Here is a 19734-nt window from a genome sequence, read left to right as displayed (position 1 = left end):
GATTACTCCTCGCCGCCTTCCTCGCCTTCGGCTTCCTCGGCGTCGTCCGCCTTGGCACCCTTCGGCTTGTGGATAGAGGCAACCGGCTGGTCGTGGTCTTCGCCCTGCAGCAGGGCAGCAACCTGAACGCCCTTCGGCAGTTTCAGATCGCTCAGGTGAACAACCTGGTCCATCTCTACTTCGTTCAGGTCTACTTCGATGAACTCGGGCAGGTTCTGCGGCAGACAGATAACTTCAACTTCAGTCATGGTGTGGGAAACAACACCACCCTGCAGTTTAACGGCCGGAGCAACATCTTCGTTGATGAAGTGCAGCGGTACGTTAACGTGGATCTCGTGATCCTTGTCAACGCGCAGGAAGTCGGCGTGGGTCAGCAGCAGCTTGTACGGGTGACGCTGCAGATCCTTCAGGATCACGCTTTCTTTCTTGCCCTGAATGTCGATAGTCAGGATGTGAGAGAAGAAGGCTTCGTTTTCGAGGGCCTTTTTCAGCTCGTTGTGCCAGATGGCTACCGGAGTTGCGTCTTTGCCGCCACCGTAGATGATGGCCGGGATTTTACGCTCTTCGCGACGCAGGCGGCGGCTCGCACCTCTCCCCTGATCGTCACGAGGAAATGCTTCAATTACGAATTCCTGGGACATGGTATGTACCTCGTTATTCATCTGAACGGCCCGCGACCAGGCTTGGAACAGATGAGTTCTCTGAAAGGCCAGTTATCTGGCCTACTAAAAGAGTCGGGAGCCCAGCTGGACTCCCGACCCGAAAACTGCCTTTAAGTCTGAGTGTTACGGAGCTTTGCCGGCTCAGACGTTCTCAAACATGGCACTGATGGACTCTTCGTTGCTCACACGACGAATGGATTCGGCGAGCAGCCCAGCCATGCTGAGGGGGCGGATTCTATCACAATTTTTTGCTTTGTCACCCAACGGGATGGTGTCACAGACCACCAGTTCGTCCAGCTCCGAGTTACTGATGTTCTCGATAGCCGGGCCGGAAAGTACCGGGTGGGTAATGTAGGCAACCACGCGGGAAGCGCCGTGCTCTTTCAGGGCATTGGCGGCTTTGCACAGGGTGCCGGCAGTATCGACAATGTCGTCTACCAGGATGCAGGTCTTGTCTCGTACATCACCGATGATGTGCATCACCTGGGATACGTTGGCCTTGGGGCGACGCTTGTCGATGATGGCCAGGTCGGCATCATCCAGGCGCTTGGCTACGGCGCGGGCGCGGACAACGCCGCCGACGTCCGGAGAGACAACCACAAAGTTTTCGAAACGCTGCTTCTCGATGTCTTCGAGCAGAACCGGCGTGGCATAGATATTGTCTACCGGGATGTCGAAGAAGCCCTGAATCTGGTCTGCGTGCAGGTCTACAGTCAGTACACGATCCACGCCGATGCTGGAGATCATGTCGGCTACTACCTTGGCGCTGATGGCAACCCGGGTAGAGCGAACGCGACGGTCCTGACGGGCGTATCCGTAATAGGGGATAACGGCGGTGATCCGTGTGGCGGAAGCGCGGCGCAGGGCGTCGGCCATCACGATCAGTTCCATCAGGTTGTCGTTGGTCGGGTAGCAGGTGGGCTGGATGATAAAGACATCGTGGCCGCGCACATTTTCGTTGATCTCAACGGTGGTTTCACCATCGCTGAAACGACCAACAGTGGCCTGACCCATGGGAATATGAAGTTTCTTGGCAATATCCTGAGCGAGTTCAGGATTGGCGTTGCCGGCGAAGATCATCAATTTGGACACGACAGTATCCTTCTCAGTATCGGCGTTTGATTCAGAAGAAGCGGGAGAAAGGTGGCTGGGGTGGCAGGATTCGAACCTGCGCATGACGGGATCAAAACCCGTTGCCTTACCACTTGGCGACACCCCAATATCATCGTGCTTTCTTGGCATCATTTCAGCTCTGTTAGCTTTTGGTGTAGAGGCGAAATGTTCACCCCTTTAGCTACGAACCCCGTGATGCCGGAGGGTTTGCTTTCCCAGATAATCCGGGCTGCGGATTCTGTAGGGAAACGTCCAAAAATGCAAGCCCCGGTTCCGGTTAATCTTGCAGGTCCGAATTGTGAAAGCCATTCCAGGCTCTGGTTAACCTCCGGATACAGTTTGCGAACTACATCCTCACAGTCGTTTCGGTACCTCGAGGCGTCTCCCTCAAAAGCGGGGCGTATTTTGATTTTTGGTGTGTCCCTTGTCAACCCTTGTTCTGAAAAAATCTTTCCGGTGTTTATTTCGCACTCAGGTTTCAGGACAACAAACCAGTCTTCCGGCGGGTTTACGGGGGTCAGTTTTTCGCCGACACCCTCGCCAAAGGCGGCGTGGCCGCGCACAAATACCGGTACGTCGGCGCCCAGGCCAAGGCCGATTTCTGCCAGCTGGTCTTCATTCAGGTGCAGCTGCCACAGGTGGTTCATGGCCAGCAGGGTGGTTGCGGCATTGGAGCTGCCGCCACCCAGGCCGCCGCCCATGGGCAGGCGTTTGTGCAGGTGAATGGTTACGCCGGGCAGGGGGGCTTTGCTGAGTTCTGCCAGTGCCAGAGCGGCCCGCACCACCAGATTGTCGCTGTCGGGCACGCCGGGAATCGGGTCAGCCAGGCGTACACCGGGTTCATCCGGGGTCAGGGTAAAGCTGAGCTCGTCCCCGTAGTCGAGAAACTGGAACAGGGTCTGCAGCTCGTGATAGCCGTCAGGCCGGCGGCCGACAATGTGCAGGAACAGGTTGAGCTTGGCGGGCGAGGGCAGGGTCAGATCGGCCACAGGTTTAGTCCTCCCGGCGCCAGTCGGCAATCACCACGCGAACCCGCTTGTCTTCTTTCAGGGCGGTGATACGGGCCGGCAGCGAAGGCAGGTTTTCGATAAAGCCGTGCCAGCGGTCGTAGCGTATTTCCCAGCCGTCCTGCCTGATGATGGCCAGTTGGCTTTGTTCGTCGAACAGCAGGCGGAAGTCGCCATCCGGTGATGGCAGCCCGCGAATCCACCAGCTCAGGCTGTCGATGGGCAGCTGCCAGCCGGTCGCGGCATTCACCAGGGTTTCCGGGTCGGAAGACTGGTAAACATCGCCATTGGCCAGGGTGAGCTCGATAAAGCCCGGAACGCCCTGAAGCCGGGTTGTGCCCATGCCCAGAAACGATGACGACAGGGACAGATCGTATTGCTCGCCATTCTGGAACCAGCGATTGATCACGGCGGTGCCGCTGTCGGAGGGCTGCTTGACGGCAAGCTTGCCGGACAGGTGCCAGTGGTCAAAGCGGCCCAGGTTCCGGCTGCGTTCTGTCCAGTCTGCCGGTGGCTGGTCTGTCATGCCTTCTGGCAGCGGTTCCAGCGCAATGGTGGTGCAGCCGCTGAAGGTCAGTACGGCAAGGAGTATCAGGGGTAGCCTGGCCGTCATTGGTTGCCCCCGTTCCGGGTCAGGCGATCAATGGTTTCGTTCAGGATGTCATGGTTCGGGTCTTCGTCCAGGGCTTCGTCCCAAACCACGCGGGCCTGCTCTTCGTTGCCGGTTACCCAAAGCACTTCGCCATAGTGAGCGGCTACTTCAGGGTCCGGGTAGATGGCCCACGCCCGGGACAGGTATTCCAGTGCGCCTTGGTTGTCTCCCTGGCGGAACAGGATCCAGCCCATGCTGTCGAGAATGGCCGGGTTTTCAGGGTCCAGGCTCAGGGCTTTCTCGATGTGCGCGCGCGCTTCGTCCAGCTGATCGGTACGCACGGTCAGGATATAGCCCAGGGCATTCAGGGCGACAGCGTTCTCCGGCTGGGCTTCAATGATGGCGCGCAGGTCTGTGATGGCCGGGTCTGTATTGCCCATGGCGTCCTGCAGCATGGCGCGGGCATAGCGGATTTCGATGTTTTCCGGATAGCTCTCCAGCGCCAGGTTGGCGGCCTTCAGGGCCTGCTGTTCCCGTTCCTGGTCCAGCAGGAGATTGACTTCCAGCAACCAGAAGCGCTCGGCCTGGTCCGGGTTGGTGTCCCGGAGTTGCCGGATGTTCGCCAGGGCGTTGTCCAGCTCGCCCAGTTCGGCCTGCAACTGGCTGGCGCGGGCCAGGGCCGGGAAGAAATAATTGCCCTGCTCCACGCTCTGGTAATAGCCGATGGCCTGAATGGTGTTTTCGGCCTGCTCTTCTACCTGGCCCAGGTAGTAATTGGCTTCGTCGGTGTGGTGGCCTTGTTCGGTCAGGCGGGTGAGCTCTTCCCTGGCCAGGTCCGGTTGCTGGTTTTCAAGGGCCACCAGGGCGTGGGACAGCCGCAGCCCCGGGGTGTCCGGATAGCGTTTTACCAGGCGGGCGAATTCGTCCTGGGCGGCCTGCAACTCGCCTTCGTTGATCAGCATGCGGCCGTACAGGGTACCCATCTGCCGGTTGGCAGGGAAGCGCCGGGTGGCGGCGGTCATGTGACTCAGGGCGTCGCGGTTCTGCCCGGTCTGATACAGCAAGTCACCTTTCAAAATGATGGCCGGCTGGAACTCCGGTTCTCGATTGAGCAGGGTGTTCAACTGTTCCAGTGCGGTCTCCGGCTCGCCGGTGATTTTCTGGAGCAGGGCAATACTGTATTCCAGTTCGGGGGTTTCCGGGTGCCGTTCGGCCAGGTTCTGGTACAGCTCCAGCAGTTCCTGTTGCTGGGCCGGTGGCAGTCGGGCGGCCATGGCGGCCAGGCTGTCGAAGTCGGCATCTTCACCCTGGTCCATAATCTGCTCCATATGGAACAGGGCGGTTTCCAGGTTCTGGCGCTTTACTGCCTGAATGGCCGCTACCCGGTGTGCCTGCAGGTTGTCCGGATCAATATCCAGCCAGAGGGTGGCCAGCTGCTGCTGGGCGTTGTCGGCGTTGAGGGTCTGGGCAATCCGCATGGCCCGGTCGATCACTCCGGGGTCTTCCGAGGTCTTGGCCGCTTGCAGGTAATTCACCAGGGTTACGTCATAGCGGCCACGCTGTGCGGCTATTTCTGCGGTAAGCAGCTGGTACAGCACTTCCGGTTCAAAGTCGGCGTACCGGATTTCTTCCGTTTCAGCCTGCTCGGCCTGAACCGGAGGTGCCGGTTCTTCGGCGGTTCCGGAAAAACTGGCGCAGCCCGGCAGGACAGCTACGGTAAAACCCAGCAGGCAGGTAACCAGGTACGGTGCGGATTTGTGCATGCAATTTCCTGTGTGTTTCAGGCGATTTTTCAGGAAAGACCATCTTTTCGCCCCGTTAATTGAGGCAAATCGGATTGCGGTCGTGGCCGAAACCCTATAATGGCATAAGCGTCTTATCTTGCCCAACCTGTCCGCAGTTCCCGAAGCACCGGTGTTTTCGGGTGGCAGGCGGGGCCTTGCGCCGGTAGAATGCTGTTTGAATATCCACGACTGGAACAGGGTTATCTGACCATAAAATGGCGTTGCTGACACTGGGAATCAATCACCGAACCGCACCCGTAGAAATTCGCGAGCGTGTAGCGTTCACTCCGGAGCGGATGGCGGAAGCCTTTTCCGAACTGCGTGCTGCCTCCGGTGCCGGTGAGGCTGCCATTCTGTCTACCTGTAACCGTACCGAGCTGTACCTGGCCGGTGACGACGACTGCGCGCCTACCGTGCTGCGCTGGCTGGCGGGCTTCCACGACCTGGACGCAGCAGACCTGGAGAACGTGCTATACCTGCACCGGGATTCCGATGCCGTTCGCCACATGATGCGCGTTGCCTCAGGCCTGGACTCCATGGTGCTGGGGGAGCCGCAGATCTTCGGCCAGCTGAAAGATGCCTATTCCCTGGCCCGGGAACACGGTGCCACCGGTTCCTTTCTGACCCGGTTGTTCGAACACACTTTCTCGGTTGCCAAGCGGGTGCGAACCCAGACTGCTATCGGCGAAAACCCGGTATCTGTGGCCTATGCTTCGGTCAGCATGGCGCACCATATCTTTGCGGATATGTCCCGCAACAAGGCCTTGCTGATTGGTGCCGGTAAAACCATCGAGCTGGTTGCGCAACACCTTGCAGAAGCCGGTGTGCGCCAGTTCCTGATTGCCAACCGTACCCTCGAGCGGGCCCAGTCCCTGGCCGAGGCCCACGGCGGCAAGGGCATTCTGCTGTCCGAGATTCCGGATCACCTGGCGGATGTCGACATTGTTATTTCCTCCACCGCCAGCCCGCTGCCCATTCTGGGCAAGGGTGCCGTTGAGCGGGCCCTGAAAAAACGCAAACACCGCCCGTATTTCATGGTGGATATCGCCGTACCGAGGGATATCGAACCGGAAGTTGCCTCGCTGGCAGACGTCTACCTGTATACCGTTGATGACCTCAAGCAGGTAATCGAAGAAAACATCCGCTCCCGGGAAGGCGCAGCCCGTGAGGCCGAAAATCTGATCAGCAGTGGCGTCCAGGATTTCCTGGAGCAGCTGCGGGCCCTGGATGCGGTTTCTACCCTGAAAGTTTTCCGTCAGCGGGCAGAAGTGATGCGCGATGCGGAAACCGAAAAAGCCCTGCGCGCCCTGCGCAACGGCGCAGACCCCGAGACAGTGCTGCGAAGCATGGCCCGGGGCCTGACCAACAAACTGCTGCACCAACCTTCCATCCAGGTTCGCAAGGCCATGGCCGAGGGCCGGACGGAAGTCACGGAATGTCTGAGGGAGCTCTACCAGCTGGATACGCTGGATGCGGACGAGCCTATCACCACGGAAAAACTATGAAGCCATCCATCCAGTCCCGCCTCGAACGTTTGGTAGAGCGGTTCGAGGAGGTGAGCGCACTGCTGAGCGATGCCTCCGTTATCTCCACCCAGGACAAGTTCCGGGAGTTATCCCGGGAGTTTGCCGAAATCGAGCCGGTGGTAAAGTGCTTCCAGTCCTGGCAACAGTCCCTCGACGACATCAGTGAAGCGAAAGAACTGTTGAAAGATGGCGATGCCGACATGCGCGCCATGGCTGAAGAAGAGCTGGACGGCGCCGAAGCCCGCAGTGAAGAGCTGGATGAAGAACTGCAGCGCCTGATGCTGCCGAAAGACCCCAACGACACCAAGAACGTGTTCCTGGAAGTGCGGGCCGGTACCGGTGGTGATGAAGCCGCCATCTTTGCGGGCGACCTGTTCCGCATGTATTCCCGCTACGCCGAGAAACGCCGCTGGCAGGTAGAAGTGCTGAGCGAAAACGAAGGCGAACACGGCGGCTATAAAGAAGTGATTGCCCGGTTGTCCGGCGACGGCGTATACGGTGCCCTGAAATTCGAGTCTGGCGCGCACCGGGTACAGCGGGTACCGGAAACCGAATCCCAGGGCCGTATTCACACCTCCGCCTGCACCGTGGCGGTGATCCCCGAGGCGGATGAAGCCGAAGCCATCGAAATCAACAAGGCCGACCTGCGGGTGGACACCTTCCGTTCCTCCGGCGCCGGTGGCCAGCACGTTAACAAGACCGACTCCGCCATTCGCATTACCCACCTGCCGACCGGCATTGTGGTGGAATGCCAGGAAGAGCGCTCCCAGCACAAGAACCGGGCCAAGGCCCTGAGCCTGCTGGCGTCACGCCTGCAGAATGCCGAGCTGGAAAAGCAGCAGAAAAGCATGGCGGAAACCCGTAAAAGCCTGGTGGGCAGCGGCGACCGCTCCGAGCGCATCCGCACCTACAACTTCCCCCAGGGCCGGGTAACCGACCATCGCATCAACCTGACGCTGTACAAGCTCGACGAAGTGATTGCCGGCGACCTGGATGCGGTGGTGCTGCCGCTGCAGCAGGAACACCAGGCCGAACTGCTGGCTGAACTGGCCAATGAGCAGTGAGCCCCCGCTGACCTGCGAAGCCCTCCTGAAGAGCGCCGTTGAGCAGATTGGCGGCGACTCGCCCCGGCTGGATGCCGAACTACTGCTGAGCCACGTAACCGGCCTGGGCCGAACCAGCTTCCGGGCCTGGCCCGAACGGGAAGTGCCGGCGGAACAGGCTAAGCGATTTGTGAACCTGGTGGTACAGCGCGCCAGCGGCCAACCGATTGCCTACCTGCTGGGCGAGCAGGAATTCTGGTCCTTACCCCTGAAAGTCAGTTCCTCAACGTTGATTCCCCGGCCCGATACCGAGTGTGTGGTAGAGGCCGCGTTATCACTGGAACTACCCGCTAACGCCCGGGTACTCGACCTTGGCACCGGCACCGGTGCCATAGCCCTGGCCCTGGCCAGCGAACAGCCGGGCTGGCAAATCATGGCGAGCGACCGGGTTGAAGAGGCAGTAGCCCTGGCCCGGGAAAACAGCCAGCAACTGGGCCTGTCCATCACCGTGGTGCAGAGCCACTGGTTCGACCAGATACCGGCTGGAAGCTTTGACCTTCTTATCTCCAACCCGCCCTACATCCCGGCCAGCGATCGCCATTTAAAGGAAGGCGATGTACGCTTCGAACCCGAGTCTGCCCTGGTGGCCGGAGAAGATGGCCTGGACGACATCCGCCTGCTGGTCACCGGAGGCCTGGACTGGCTCAACCCGAACGGCTGGATGCTGCTGGAACACGGCTACGACCAGGGCGAAGCCGTACGGGATTTGTTTGCCAAAGCCGGATGGCGCAACATAGAAACCCGTAAAGACTACGGCGGCAACGATCGCATGACCCTGGCCCGCAAGCCCGCCCGCGACCAATAGCGAGAACAACCATGCTCAGCGACGAAGAACTGCTCCGCTACAGCCGACAAATCCTGATGCCCCGGTTCGACATCGCCGGCCAGCAAAAACTCAAAGCCGCCCATGTACTGGTCATCGGCGCCGGCGGTCTGGGTTGCCCCGTGGCACTGTATCTGGGCGCGGCGGGTGTCGGTCACCTGACCCTGGTCGACGACGACCAGATCGAACTGGCGAACCTGCAGCGCCAGATCGCGTTTCAGCAAAGCTGGCTGGGCGATTCAAAGGCCGAGCGCCTGGCGGAGCGGGTGCGGGCGATCAACCCCGAGATCACTGTTAATGCCGTCAATCGCCGGGTGGATAGTGATGACCTCAAACAACTGGTTGGCGAATCCACCCTGGTGCTGGACTGCACCGACAACTTCAACACCCGCTTTGCCCTGAACCGGGCCTCTGTTTTATCCAAGGTTCCGTTGGTTTCCGGTGCTGCCATTCGTGGCGAAGGCCAACTCTCCGTTTACGATCCCCGCCAGCTTGAGAGCCCCTGTTATCACTGTTTGTATCCCGAACAAGGCAATGAAGATCTGACTTGCTCGGAAGCGGGTGTTATAGCGCCACTGGTAGGCATGATCGGTTCAGCCCAGGCCATGGAAGCCATAAAGGTTATCTCAGAAGTGGGCAACCCACTGGTTGGCCGCCTGTTGATCCTCGACGCCTGGCAAATGGAATGGCGAGAAATGAAACTCGCAAAAGACCCAGACTGCCCGGTGTGCCGCTGACTTGGGCTGACTCCGGAGTGGGGCAGGGTTGGGTTCGCCTTTCCAAAAACCGCTCCTTACGGCACATCCCTGTGGCGCTTCTGCTCCGCCATCCATGGCTCCGCAAATTTTTGGAAAGGCGAACCCAACCCCGCCCACCAACTTACGAGTTAGTCCTTTAGCGCCTGAAACCTTGCTATGGCTTCTTTGCGGGATTCTTTCAGATCGACAATTGGTCTGGGGTAGCCTTTTGGGATAACTCCCCCCTTGGATGGATCATGAATCCGCTTGTTATCCAGTTTGGCCAACTCCGGCACCCACTGCCGAATAAATTCCCCTTTCGGGTCAAAGCGCTCACTTTGGGTCACCGGATTGAACACCCGAAAATAAGGCGCCGCATCGGTACCGGTTGAGGCACTCCACTGCCAGCCACCGTTGTTGGACGCCAGAAAACCATCCGCCAGATTTTGCATAAACCAGGCTTCGCCCAGCCGCCAGTCGATGAACAGGTTCTTGGTCAGGAACATGGCGGTGATCATTCGCAGACGGTTGTGCATCCAGCCGGTCTCCTTCAGTTGGCGCATAGCGGCATCCACAATCGGGATGCCGGTGCGGCCTTCTTTCCAAGCCTCAAAATTATCCCCCGGTTCGTTCCACACCAGCGCTTCGGTTTCTTCCTTGAACGCCCGACCCATGCTCACCCTCGGGTAGTGGTAAAGGATGTTGATGTAAAAATCCCGCCAGGCGATTTCGTTGATCCAGGTTTCGATGCCGTCGCCGGAGGCACCGGACTGTTTGGCGGCGATGAGACACTGTTTGCCGGACAGTACGCCGTTGGCCAGGTACGGCGATAGCTGGCTGGTGCCGTCCAGGGCCGGGAAGTCGCGGTTGTCTTTGTAGTCTTTTGCTCGCTCGGCCAGGAATTCTTCCAGCTGGTCGTGGGCGGCGTCTTCTCCGATGGGAACCAGGGGTTCCGGTGCATCGCTGAACGGTGCGGGTAGAGTGTCGGTCTGCTCGGCCTGTACTTCAGGGGCCTGGGCTGAGGGCGCCGGGTAAAGCGTGGGCTGGGTTTCTTCTATCCAGGTGCGCCAGCGCCGCGAAAACGGGGTAAACACCGAATAGGGTTCGTTCTGCTGGGTAAGTATCTGGCCCACCGGTGCCACGGTCTGGTCACGGTATTTGTTTACTTTGACAGACAGCTCGTCCAGGCGGTCGTGGACCTGCTTGTCGCGGCGGCGTTCGTTGATGCCGTACTCTTCGTTGAAGTGCAGGGCGGTAATGCCATGCTCTTTGCAGAAAGATTCAAGCGTGTCGAGGCTGTCGGCAAAGGTGTCGGCGTTCAGGAATGACAAGCCTATGCCCAGCCTGGCGAGCTGCCGGGCCAGGCTGTTGGCGTGTTCCAGCACAAACTGCACCCGGGCCGCAGACCAGTCGTGTTCCTGCCACTGTTTCGGGGTAACAATAAAGCAGGCCCAAACGGGGTTGCCGCTGCGGCAGGCCGCGGTCAGGGCGGGGTTGTCGGCAAGGCGCAGATCGTTGCGGAACCAGACCAGCTGTGTCATTGGAACATCCATTTTGGCCAGAGGGTGAATAAGGGTAATTACACTCTTAAATCATTGGCTTGTATATTCGCTGCCGGGGCGATACTGGATTATAGTTAAACATCACGGCCTGCCATGAAAAGGAGCATTTTCCGCAGCATGACTGTTTACCCCGAAGGCCAGCGCGACGGTGTCTGGGCACACCCGTATCAACTGGCTTCCGGCCAGACCCAGCAACACCGGTTGGGGCATACGCATTTGTGGGTCACCCTGCTGGACCAGGAGTGGCAGGTGCGTTTTGTGGTGCAGCAGGGTGAAGATTCGGCAGACCCGCTTACCTGGTTCGAGACCATCGGCCACAGCCTGCCGTCGTCGGAAATCCCTGTACAGCGCTTCGTGCGTTCCGGTGATAACGGCGAGGTGTGTTTTATTCCCGCAATGGCCAGCTTGCCCACGGTAATCCGCCCGTCCCAGCCTTTAACGGTGCCGGCTGGTGGCCGCTGTGTGCTCTATGTGGGGACCAATCTCTGGATGAAGGTATGTGTGGGCGAAGGCCGTAGTGAGCTCACAGAAGTGCCGCTGGCGGTACCGTCACGAACCTGGCTTGGCCGGAACTCGATGGAGGGGGAAATCTGCTACGCCTCTTCCACCTATGGCCGGCTGGCCCTGGAGGCAGTACCGAAGCGGCCGTGGCGGGCGGTTACGCCGGTCACCATCATCAACCGCCGGGAAAGGCCTTTGTTGCTTGAGCGGTTCAGCCTGCCCACACCGCTGCTGTCGGTGTACCGTAATGGCCAGGGACTGCTCTGGACGCCGGGGATAACCGTCGAATGCGAAACGGATATGAACTCCGCCAGCCTGCGAATTGATCAATCGGCACCGCAGGCTGCCGGTGAATGCGAGTTGCTGGCACCGGCCAGGGAAAAACTCGCCAAGGGCCGGAGACTGGTGCGTGCGTTTGATCATATATTCGGTTAATCACGGCACAGGGAGCCGCGAAGGTGCTTGAAACGTTACAGACAACCATCGCACAGGTGATCGGAAGTATTGCCTGGGGCAAGTGGCTTTCGGCGGGCTTTTTGCTGGTGCTGGGGATTGTGCTGGCCACCTTTGTTGCCCGCAGTGTCGGCCGCCTGGTAGAAACCAGGACAACCCGCCATCACCAGGTGATGATCCGGCGGGTGTTCTTTTACCTGGTGTTTCTACTGTTTGCCGTTGCCGCGCTCAGGGAAGCCGGCTTCTCCCTGGAAGTGGTGCTGGGCGCCGCCGGTATTCTCACGGTCGCTATCGGCTTTGCCTCCCAGACCTCCGCCTCCAACATCATCAGTGGCCTGTTCCTGGTGATGGAAAAGCCGTTCGAGATTGGTGACACCATCGAGGTGGATGCCACCATCGGGGAAGTGGTGGCAATCGACCTGCTCAGCGTAAAGCTCAGGACGGCCGACAACCTGTACGTGCGCATCCCCAACGAAACCCTGATCAAAACCCGGGTGATCAACCGCTCCCGCTTTCCAATCCGCCGGATCGACCTGGTTCTGGGCATCGCCTACGCGGAGGACGTGGAAAAAGTGCAGGATTTGCTGCTGGAACTGGCGCAGCAGAACACCGTGTGCCTGGAAGAGCCGAAACCCTTTGTTCTGGTTACCGGGTTTGGGGCGTCTTCGGTCGATTTACAGTTCTCCTTCTGGGTGCCCAGAGAAGAATTCCTTGATGGTCGGGGCAGCATGATGATTGCCGTCAAGAAAGCCCTGGACGAGCACGGCATTGAAATACCTTTCCCCCATACCAGCGTGTATGCCGGTAGTCATTCCGAGCCCTTCCGGGTGCAATTGATGGCCCCGGAACAACAAAAAGATAAGGATTCCCCGGATGTCGACAGAAACGACTGAAGTGATCAAAACCACTCCGCCCACCGAAGCTGAAAACAAGGTGTCACTTGGCTGGCGCGAATGGGTGGGCCTGCCGGACCTGGGCATTGGCCGGATCAAGGCCAAGGTAGATACCGGCGCGCGCACCTCGTGCCTGCACACGTTCCGGACGGAACCCTACACTGAAAACGGCGAGCGCCGGGTGAAGTTCTGGGTGCACCCGATACAGAACGACCTGCACCATGTGGTGGAATGCGACGCCCGGGTGCTGGATGAACGCACCGTGTCGGATTCCGGTGGCCACAAAGAACAACGGCTGGTGATCGAAACCACCCTGGTACTGGGTGACGAGAGCTGGCCCATTGAAATGACCTTAACCAACCGGGACTCCATGCGGTTCCGGATGTTGCTGGGGCGCACTGCCATGGCGGGGCGAACCACCATTTATCCCGAAGCTTCTTACCTTGCCGGCAAGCCGGCACCAAGGAACTGATTATGAAAATTGCGGTACTGTCACGAAACCGTCACCTCTATTCCACTCGTCGCCTGGTGGAGGAAGGCATCAATCGTGGCCATGAAGTGAAGGTGATTGACGCGCTGCATTGCTCCATGAACATCACGTCTGCCAACCCGCTGATCCATTACCACGAAGAAGTGCTGGAAGACTTCGATGTGGTGATTCCGCGAATCGGCGCCTCGGTGACGTTTTACGGCACCGCGGTACTGCGCCAGTTCGAGATGATGGGTGTATTTCCGCTCAACGAATCGGTAGCCATTACCCGTTCCCGGGACAAACTGCGTTCCCTGCAGCTGCTGGCCCGTAAGGGCGTGGGCATGCCGGTAACCGGGTTTGCCAACAAGCCGGACAACGTGCCGGAGCTGCTGAAGATGGTGGGTGGCGCGCCGGTGGTTATCAAACTGCTGCAGGGTACCCAGGGCATTGGTGTGGTGCTGGCGGAAACCCGCAAAGCGGCGGAGTCTGTGATTGAAGCCTTTATGGGCCTGAAAGCCGACATCCTGGTGCAGGAATTCATCAAGGAAGCCGGCGGTGCCGACATCCGCTGCTTTGTCATCGGTGACAAGGTTATCGCCGCCATGAAGCGCCAGGGCGCGGAAGGCGAATTCCGCTCGAATCTGCACCGGGGCGGCACCGCATCGCTGGTGCGGATTACCCCGGAAGAGCGCCGCACCGCCATTACCGCTGCCAAGGCCATGGGCCTGAACGTGGCCGGTGTGGACTTGCTGCGTTCCAGCCGTGGCCCGCTGGTGATGGAAGTGAACTCCTCGCCGGGCCTGGAAGGCATCGAGAATGCTACCGGCAAGAACGTGGCCGGCATGATCATCAACTGGACTGAAAAGAACTACAAACCCTGGAAAACCAAGACCCGGGGCAGAGGATAAGCGCGCATGGCAAGAGCACCGTTCGAGATTGCCGGAGTACAGGTAAAGCCGGGTACCCGTGTGACTGTGGAAGTTCCGGTAGCCAAACTCTACACTCACACCCCGCTGCATATTCCGGTGGAAGTGGTGCATGGCCGCCGTGACGGGCCTGTTCTGATGGTGTGTGGAGCCATTCATGGCGACGAGATCAACGGTGTGGAAATCATCCGCCGTGTACTGAAGAACGGCGCCTTGCGGCACCTTCGGGGCACCCTGGTGGCGGTGCCGATCGTCAACATTTTCGGCTTTGTGCAGCGCACCCGCTACCTGCCGGACCGGCGTGACCTGAACCGGTGTTTTCCCGGTAGCGAGAGCGGTTCGCTGGGTGGCCGTATTGCCTACCTGCTGCGCACCCAGATCATGGAAAACGTGACCCATATTATCGACCTGCACACCGGGGCCATTCACCGGTTCAACCTGCCACAGATCCGCGCCGAGCTGAAGAACCCGGAAACCTCCCGCATGGCCGACGCCTTTGGTGCGCCGATCATTATCAATGCCGGTTTGCGGGAAGGCAGCCTGCGGGCCTACGCCGACTCACTGGATATCCCGGTGATCACCTTTGAAGGTGGCGAAGCCCTGCGCTTTGATGATGTAGTGATTGCCAGCGGCGTAAAAGGCATCATCCGGGTGATGCGCGAGCTGGAAATGGTGCCCGCCAAGAAAGGCCCGAAGGCGCCGAAAAAACGTTCGGAAACCGCTGCGAACTCACAGTGGGTGCGGGCAGATATGGACGGCATCATGCGCCCGGTGGCCAGCCTTGGCCAGAAAGTGCGTAAAGGCCAGAAGCTCGCCATGGTGGCGGACCCCTTCGGCGAAACCGAAGTGGCCATTACCTCGCCCTGTTCCGGTATTGTTATCTGCGTGAATAACCTGCCGCTGGTGAACGAGGGCGAAGCCATCTACCACATCGCCCGCTTTGACGAGCTGGGTGAGGCAGAAAAAGCCATGGACTATTTCCGAAGCTCGTTCGAGAGTGAAGTATCGGAAGACGCAGTGGTGCCCGTACACCCGTGGGATGAACTGCAGAAATAGTTGTGATGGCCGCCAAAAGGAGTGCCAGATATGACATTACCGGTTCTTATCAATAACCAGTGGCAAGAAGGCAACGGGCCTTCGCTATCTTCCCTGAACCCGGCCACGGGAGAAGTGTTCTGGCAGGGTAATGCGGCCGATGAGGCCCAGGTGGCGAGTGCCGTAGAGGCCGCCCGGGCGGCCAGCACCGGTTGGTCCCGGGCCGGGTTTGAGCATCGGGTGGCCATAGCCCGCCGCTTTGGTGAACTGCTGGGCGAACATAAAGAAGCCATGGCACGCTGCATTGCTTCGGAAACCGGAAAGCCCTTCTGGGAAGCCCTGACCGAAGTGGCCGCCATGATGGGCAAAGTCGAAATTTCGGTGAAAGCCTACAGCGAGCGAACCGGCCAGCGCAGTACCGATATGCCGGGCGCAAAGGCCGTGCTTCGGCACAAACCCCACGGCGTGGTTGCAGTATTTGGCCCCTATAACTTCCCCGGCCACCTGCCCAACGGGCATATTGTTCCGGCCCTGATTGCCGGCAACACCGTGGTGTTCAAGCCCAGCGAACAAACCCCGGCCGTCGCCGGCAAAACAGCCGAGCTGTGGCTGGAAGCCGGGTTGCCCGCCGGAGTCCTGAACCTGGTGCAGGGCGCCAGGGAAACCGGCATCGCCCTGGCCAATCATCCGGATATTGATGGCCTGTTCTTTACCGGCAGCTCCCCGACCGGAGAAATTCTGCACCGGCAATTCGCCGGCAACCCGGGCAAAATCCTGGCCCTGGAAATGGGCGGCAACAACCCGCTGATTGTGGATGACACCGTAGACGTCACCGCCGCCGTGCACGAAACCATCCAGTCTGCCTACATTACCTCCGGCCAACGCTGCACCTGTGCCCGACGGCTGATGGTGCCGGCAGGAGAGTGGGGCGACAACTTCCTGGATGCCCTGGCCCGGGCCGTGGAAGCGATCCAGGTGGGTGGCGCCTTTGACGAGCCGGCGCCATTTATGGGCAGTGTCATTTCCGAAGCAGCCGCGCAGGGTGTGCTTGAGGCCCAGAGCCGGCTGCTGGAACTCGGTGGCCGTGCACTGGTAGCGAGCTGGCACCTGAAACCCGGCACAGGCCTGCTGTCACCGGGGCTGATTGATGTCACCGCTGCCGTGAATGTGCCCGACGAAGAGATCTTCGGGCCGGTACTTCAGGTTTACCGCTACCGGGACTTTGACGAAGCGATTCGACAGGCCAACAACACCCGTTTCGGGCTGTCTGCCGGTTTATTCAGTGAAAGCCGGGAGCGCTTTGAAGATTTCTACGACCGGATTCGGGCCGGCATCGTTAACTGGAACAAACCGCTGACCGGTGCCTCCAGTGCCGCGCCCTTCGGTGGCATCGGCGCCAGCGGAAACCACCGTGCCAGTGCTTACTACGCGGCAGACTACTGCTCGTATCCGGTGGCGGGCATTGAGGCAGACCAACTGGCGTTGCCGGCCAGTCTGTCGCCCGGCCTTAAAATCATTTAAACAGGCTTTAGCGCTGGCTTCCGGTTGCGGTGAAGAAGGAGAGAAACTGTCTCTCCTCGATCTGCGCCTCGTGCAGCGTAACCGGCCGGAACCTGAGCGTTGTGCCTGGTGTTCGCTGGGCCAGGGCATCCAGGCTGCGGGGTGTAACGGCTCCGAGCTTTGGATATCCGCCGATGGTCTGGCGGTCATTGAGCAGCACGATCGGTTGCCCGTCGGCCGGAACCTGAATGGCGCCCTGGCTGGTGCCTTCCGATATCAGGCGCTCTCCCAGCGGTTCCAGTGCCGGGCCTTTCAGGCGCGCACCCATGCGGTCGGTTTGCCGGGTCAGGGTGTAGGGATTGTTGAAAAAGGTGTCGAGAACGGACGCAGGAAAACGGTCGATCTGGGCACAAGGAATCACCGAAAGCACCAGCTCTTCCTTATAGTCCGGCCGCCAGCGCTCCGAGACTTTTCGGTTCAGAACCCTGGCGCTATCCGCGTGGCAGGGCAGGTGGTCGCCTTCCTGCAGTGGGCGACCATCCTGATTCAGGCCTCCGAGCCCCTCTCGCGTAAACGTGGCACAGCTGTTACCCAGCCCCGGCGCTACCTGAAACCCGCCAAGCACTGCCAGATAGCTTCTTATCCCAACCTTCGGTGCACTCAGGGCAACTCTGTCGCCGGCCTGAATATTGATAACGCTCCAGAGCGGCCGGGACTCTCCGTTAACCCGGCATTGCACTTCTGCTCCGGTAATCGCGATCTGGGTAGCAAGGTTACTGGTGAACTCAACCCCTCCGAAAGTGATTTCCAGCGCGGGCGTGCCGAAGGGATTATCCAGCAACCGGTTGGCCCAGGCCCAGGCGTTCCGGTCCATGGCGCCGCCGGTCGCCAGCCCCAGGTGCATCACACCCCGGCGCCCGCCATCCTGCAGCAAACTGAGAAAGCCGGGTTTTGTAAAAGTCAGGCCTGGCTGGGTGCTCATATCTGGCCTCCGAGTGCCAGGTATTCCTCCCGGCCGATGGGCCGAAAGCGAACCCGCTGGCCGGCTTGAAGCAGGGAAGGCTGGCCCCGGCCAGGATCAAACAGCGTCAGAGGCGTTCGGCCGATCAGGTTCCAGCCACCGGGGGACTGCAGCGGATAGATGGCGGTCTGGGTATCTGCAATGCCCAGGGTTCCGGCTGGTACCCTGGCGCGTGGCGTTGCCAGGCGAGGTGTTGCCAACTCCGCCGGCACTTCACCCAGATAGGCAAACCCGGGCGCAAAGCCGATGGCAAACACGTAGTACTCTTCAGCAGAATGCTTCTGGATGACCTGTTCCCTTGATAACCCGGCCCTGGCGGCAACCGCGTCGAGGTCCGGCCCTGTGGAGGGATCATAGTAAACCGGAATCTCTACAACATCGCCTTTGGCCGCGTTTGTTTCAACCTCGGGAAGCCTTGCTAACGCGTTGGTGATATCCGCCACCAGCGAGGCCAGGTCATCTTCCAGCACGTTGTAGCGCAGCAGCAGAGTGGTATAGGAAGGCACCAAATCGATCAGCCGGGGCCCCAGCCTGTGTGAAAGTGCCTGGGCGGCCCGCTGGATCCGCTCAGTCAGCGCAATATCAATAGCGTCACCAAAGTGAAGCGTAATGGTATCAACGCCGGTTACTTCATATCGCCAGAACATTGCGGCTGTTCTCCGGGGGCTTTGGATGGCTCTTTCCATGCGAAGAATACTATCTGACCCCCGAGGGATCACAAAGCCTGTTACCACGGGCCGAGTGTGTTTCAAAGAACTGAGCTGATGGGTGGAATTCCACCCAAATCGACTTCCATGATGGGTGAGATTTCACCCAACGGATGCCGGCTGCGTCGGCCTCAAAAAACCAACAGTCTGTTTTATAAGTATTTTCCCTGACTGGCCCGCTAATTGCTCCTTCATTTGCCAGCGAGGCCATCAAGGTCTCTCCAGCACCCAACCAACAAAATGAATCGGGAGCATTCTTTATGAAACTTCAAACCGTTCTGGCGGCTGCGCTCGCCACCTCCGTTGTTGCAGGCCCTGTGGTTGCCCAGGATCGTGACGGCTGGCCGGATAACTTCACTGTCGGTACTGCCAGTCAGGGCGGCACCTACTTTGCCTACGGCTCTGGCTGGGCGAACTTCGTGGCTGAAAACCTGGGCGTATCCGGCGGTGCCGAAATCACCGGTGGCCCGGTTCAGAACATGGCGCTGGTGCACACCGGTGACCTGAAGTTTGGCCTGACCACCATGGGCCCGGCCCGGGAATCCCGTGACGGTGAAAGCCCGCTGGCTCCGGGCATGAAGATGGATAACGTGTGCGCGATGTTCCCGATGTACGAAACCCCGTTCTCCATTACCGCCCTGTCCAGCTCCGGCATTACGTCTATCTCTGATATTCCGGATGGCGCCACCATCGGCTTTGGCCCGGCAGGTTCCACTTCCGACACCTACTTCCCGCGCATGATGGAAACCTTGGGTGTGAAGTTCGAGCGTCGTAATGGTAGCTGGTCTGATCTGGGCGGCCAGCTGCAGGACGGCCTGATTGATGTGGTGGCCTTTGCCGCCGGTATTCCGATTCCGGCTGTTAGCCAGCTGGAAGTGCAGACTGACGTGAACATCATCGGCATGAACGATGACGAGGCGAAGAAAGTGATCGAGAACTTCCCGGTCTCCGAGTTCATCATCCCGGCCAGCACTTACCAGTCCCTGGAGGAGCCGTCCCGCGTGGTGTCCATGTGGAACTTCGCCATGGTCAACTGCGACATGCCGGAAAGCTTCGTGTATGAAATCACCAAGCTGACCATGGAAAACAATGACAAGATGGTGTCTATCCACAAAGCCGCCCGTCATTCCATTCCCGAGAACTACACCAAGAACAACGTGCTGCCCTGGCATCCGGGTGCTGCCCGCTGGTTTAACGAAAACGGTTACACCATCGAAGCAAGCGCCATCAAGCAGTAAGGCCTGAACCCGGGGTGCCTGCATGGCGCCCCGGGACTGGTTGTTCGAATTACCGCCTTACCTCCAGGCAGGACTTAAC

19 protein-coding genes and 1 tRNA gene are annotated in these 19734 nt (G+C 59.5%); 11 read left to right on the top strand and 9 right to left on the bottom strand.

Features of this window, described 5'->3' with window-relative positions; translation table 11 throughout:
• Positions 1-2: 2 nt before the first annotated feature.
• The 6 genes from AQ621_RS03935 to AQ621_RS03910 form a co-directional block, all read right to left on the bottom strand.
• Entirely contained in the window at positions 3-641 is a 639-nt protein-coding gene (locus tag AQ621_RS03935; protein WP_058340356.1) for a 50S ribosomal protein L25/general stress protein Ctc, read from the bottom strand.
• 162 nt (positions 642-803) lie between these two features.
• Positions 804-1754 carry a ribose-phosphate diphosphokinase gene (locus AQ621_RS03930; RefSeq protein ID WP_058340355.1) on the bottom strand — a complete coding sequence of 317 codons (951 nt, stop codon included), beginning with the start codon at positions 1752-1754 and terminating at the stop codon, positions 804-806.
• A 52-nt stretch (positions 1755-1806) separates the two neighbouring features.
• Positions 1807-1881, bottom strand: a tRNA-Gln gene (locus AQ621_RS03925).
• Between the two features lie 22 nt (positions 1882-1903).
• On the bottom strand, positions 1904-2764 hold the full coding sequence (gene ispE / locus AQ621_RS03920) for a 4-(cytidine 5'-diphospho)-2-C-methyl-D-erythritol kinase (RefSeq protein ID WP_058340354.1): 861 nt from the start codon (positions 2762-2764) through the stop codon (positions 1904-1906).
• A gap of 4 nt (positions 2765-2768) precedes the next feature.
• Entirely contained in the window at positions 2769-3395 is a 627-nt protein-coding gene (lolB, locus tag AQ621_RS03915; protein WP_058340353.1) for a lipoprotein insertase outer membrane protein LolB, read from the bottom strand.
• The gene (locus AQ621_RS03910) at positions 3392-5137 is read right to left on the bottom strand and encodes a tetratricopeptide repeat protein (RefSeq protein ID WP_058340352.1); all 1746 of its coding nucleotides are present in this window, start codon (positions 5135-5137) and stop codon (positions 3392-3394) included. The genes lolB and AQ621_RS03910 overlap by 4 nt, the downstream gene beginning before the upstream one ends.
• Positions 5138-5373: 236 nt before the next feature.
• Here AQ621_RS03910 and hemA point away from each other — a divergent pair, with 236 nt between their 5' ends.
• From hemA to AQ621_RS03890, 4 genes are read left to right on the top strand one after another with little or no spacing between them, the layout of a single operon-like run.
• On the top strand, positions 5374-6663 hold the full coding sequence (gene hemA / locus AQ621_RS03905; RefSeq protein ID WP_058340351.1) for a glutamyl-tRNA reductase: 1290 nt from the start codon (positions 5374-5376) through the stop codon (positions 6661-6663).
• Positions 6660-7748, top strand: a complete 1089-nt coding sequence (gene prfA / locus AQ621_RS03900; RefSeq protein ID WP_058340350.1) for a peptide chain release factor 1 — start codon at positions 6660-6662, stop codon at positions 7746-7748. The genes hemA and prfA overlap by 4 nt, the downstream gene beginning before the upstream one ends.
• On the top strand, positions 7738-8592 hold the full coding sequence (gene prmC / locus AQ621_RS03895; RefSeq protein ID WP_058340349.1) for a peptide chain release factor N(5)-glutamine methyltransferase: 855 nt from the start codon (positions 7738-7740) through the stop codon (positions 8590-8592). Before prfA ends, prmC begins: the two co-directional genes overlap by 11 nt.
• A gap of 11 nt (positions 8593-8603) precedes the next feature.
• Entirely contained in the window at positions 8604-9347 is a 744-nt protein-coding gene (locus AQ621_RS03890) for a HesA/MoeB/ThiF family protein (protein ID WP_058340348.1), read from the top strand.
• Positions 9348-9496: 149 nt separating this feature from the next.
• On the opposite strand, the gene phrB is transcribed toward AQ621_RS03890, so the two are convergent.
• Positions 9497-10888: a deoxyribodipyrimidine photo-lyase gene (gene phrB / locus AQ621_RS03885; RefSeq protein ID WP_058340347.1), complete on the bottom strand. Its 1392-nt coding sequence runs from the start codon at positions 10886-10888 to the stop codon at positions 9497-9499.
• A 138-nt stretch (positions 10889-11026) separates the two neighbouring features.
• Between phrB and AQ621_RS03880 the strand changes: the two genes are divergently transcribed.
• Genes AQ621_RS03880 through astD form a run of 6 tightly spaced genes read left to right on the top strand, consistent with a single transcriptional unit; the run spans position 11027 to position 16710 of the window.
• Complete coding sequence (locus tag AQ621_RS03880; protein ID WP_058340346.1) at positions 11027-11845, top strand: hypothetical protein; 819 nt, start codon at positions 11027-11029, stop codon at positions 11843-11845.
• Between the two features lie 23 nt (positions 11846-11868).
• Positions 11869-12756, top strand: coding sequence for a mechanosensitive ion channel family protein (locus AQ621_RS03875; protein WP_058340345.1), 888 nt, complete (start codon positions 11869-11871; stop codon positions 12754-12756).
• Positions 12737-13228 (top strand): ATP-dependent zinc protease family protein, encoded by a 492-nt coding sequence (locus tag AQ621_RS03870; RefSeq protein WP_058340344.1) that lies wholly within the window; start codon positions 12737-12739, stop codon positions 13226-13228. The genes AQ621_RS03875 and AQ621_RS03870 overlap by 20 nt, the downstream gene beginning before the upstream one ends.
• Before the next feature lie 2 nt (positions 13229-13230).
• The gene (rimK, locus tag AQ621_RS03865; RefSeq protein ID WP_058091875.1) at positions 13231-14136 is read left to right on the top strand and encodes a 30S ribosomal protein S6--L-glutamate ligase; all 906 of its coding nucleotides are present in this window, start codon (positions 13231-13233) and stop codon (positions 14134-14136) included.
• A gap of 6 nt (positions 14137-14142) precedes the next feature.
• Entirely contained in the window at positions 14143-15210 is a 1068-nt protein-coding gene (locus AQ621_RS03860) for a succinylglutamate desuccinylase/aspartoacylase family protein (protein WP_058340343.1), read from the top strand.
• 30 nt (positions 15211-15240) lie between these two features.
• Entirely contained in the window at positions 15241-16710 is a 1470-nt protein-coding gene (astD, locus tag AQ621_RS03855; protein ID WP_058340342.1) for a succinylglutamate-semialdehyde dehydrogenase, read from the top strand.
• A 7-nt stretch (positions 16711-16717) separates the two neighbouring features.
• On the opposite strand, the gene AQ621_RS03850 is transcribed toward astD, so the two are convergent.
• Both AQ621_RS03850 and pxpB read right to left on the bottom strand, forming a co-directional pair.
• Positions 16718-17671, bottom strand: a complete 954-nt coding sequence (locus tag AQ621_RS03850; RefSeq protein ID WP_058340341.1) for a 5-oxoprolinase subunit C family protein — start codon at positions 17669-17671, stop codon at positions 16718-16720.
• Positions 17668-18357, bottom strand: a complete 690-nt coding sequence (gene pxpB, locus AQ621_RS03845) for a 5-oxoprolinase subunit PxpB (RefSeq protein WP_058340340.1) — start codon at positions 18355-18357, stop codon at positions 17668-17670. Before pxpB ends, AQ621_RS03850 begins: the two co-directional genes overlap by 4 nt.
• A gap of 320 nt (positions 18358-18677) precedes the next feature.
• On the opposite strand from pxpB, the gene AQ621_RS03840 reads away from it, so the two are divergent.
• Positions 18678-19655 carry a TAXI family TRAP transporter solute-binding subunit gene (locus tag AQ621_RS03840; RefSeq protein ID WP_058340339.1) on the top strand — a complete coding sequence of 326 codons (978 nt, stop codon included), beginning with the start codon at positions 18678-18680 and terminating at the stop codon, positions 19653-19655.
• Positions 19656-19734 lie beyond the last annotated feature (79 nt).

Origin of the sequence: Marinobacter sp. P4B1 (assembly GCF_001447135.1) — a bacterium.
In the GTDB taxonomy this organism is placed as follows: Bacteria; Pseudomonadota; Gammaproteobacteria; order Pseudomonadales; family Oleiphilaceae; genus Marinobacter; species Marinobacter vinifirmus.
This window is presented reverse-complemented; position numbering and strand designations above follow the sequence as displayed.

Excerpts from the sequence above, each read along its gene's own strand:
- AQ621_RS03935 (WP_058340356.1), bottom strand. The coding sequence starts at position 641 with ATGTCCCAGGAATTCGTAATTGAAGCATTTCCTCGTGACGATCAGGGG.
- lolB (WP_058340353.1), bottom strand. The coding sequence starts at position 3,395 with ATGACGGCCAGGCTACCCCTGATACTCCTTGCCGTACTGACCTTCAGC.
- AQ621_RS03910 (WP_058340352.1), bottom strand. The coding sequence starts at position 5,137 with ATGCACAAATCCGCACCGTACCTGGTTACCTGCCTGCTGGGTTTTACC.
- hemA (WP_058340351.1), top strand. The coding sequence starts at position 5,374 with ATGGCGTTGCTGACACTGGGAATCAATCACCGAACCGCACCCGTAGAA.
- prfA (WP_058340350.1), top strand. The coding sequence starts at position 6,660 with ATGAAGCCATCCATCCAGTCCCGCCTCGAACGTTTGGTAGAGCGGTTC.
- prmC (WP_058340349.1), top strand. The coding sequence starts at position 7,738 with ATGAGCAGTGAGCCCCCGCTGACCTGCGAAGCCCTCCTGAAGAGCGCC.
- AQ621_RS03890 (WP_058340348.1), top strand. The coding sequence starts at position 8,604 with ATGCTCAGCGACGAAGAACTGCTCCGCTACAGCCGACAAATCCTGATG.
- phrB (WP_058340347.1), bottom strand. The coding sequence starts at position 10,888 with ATGACACAGCTGGTCTGGTTCCGCAACGATCTGCGCCTTGCCGACAAC.
- AQ621_RS03880 (WP_058340346.1), top strand. The coding sequence starts at position 11,027 with ATGACTGTTTACCCCGAAGGCCAGCGCGACGGTGTCTGGGCACACCCG.
- AQ621_RS03870 (WP_058340344.1), top strand. The coding sequence starts at position 12,737 with ATGTCGACAGAAACGACTGAAGTGATCAAAACCACTCCGCCCACCGAA.
- rimK (WP_058091875.1), top strand. The coding sequence starts at position 13,231 with ATGAAAATTGCGGTACTGTCACGAAACCGTCACCTCTATTCCACTCGT.
- AQ621_RS03860 (WP_058340343.1), top strand. The coding sequence starts at position 14,143 with ATGGCAAGAGCACCGTTCGAGATTGCCGGAGTACAGGTAAAGCCGGGT.
- astD (WP_058340342.1), top strand. The coding sequence starts at position 15,241 with ATGACATTACCGGTTCTTATCAATAACCAGTGGCAAGAAGGCAACGGG.
- AQ621_RS03850 (WP_058340341.1), bottom strand. The coding sequence starts at position 17,671 with ATGAGCACCCAGCCAGGCCTGACTTTTACAAAACCCGGCTTTCTCAGT.
- pxpB (WP_058340340.1), bottom strand. The coding sequence starts at position 18,357 with ATGTTCTGGCGATATGAAGTAACCGGCGTTGATACCATTACGCTTCAC.
- AQ621_RS03840 (WP_058340339.1), top strand. The coding sequence starts at position 18,678 with ATGAAACTTCAAACCGTTCTGGCGGCTGCGCTCGCCACCTCCGTTGTT.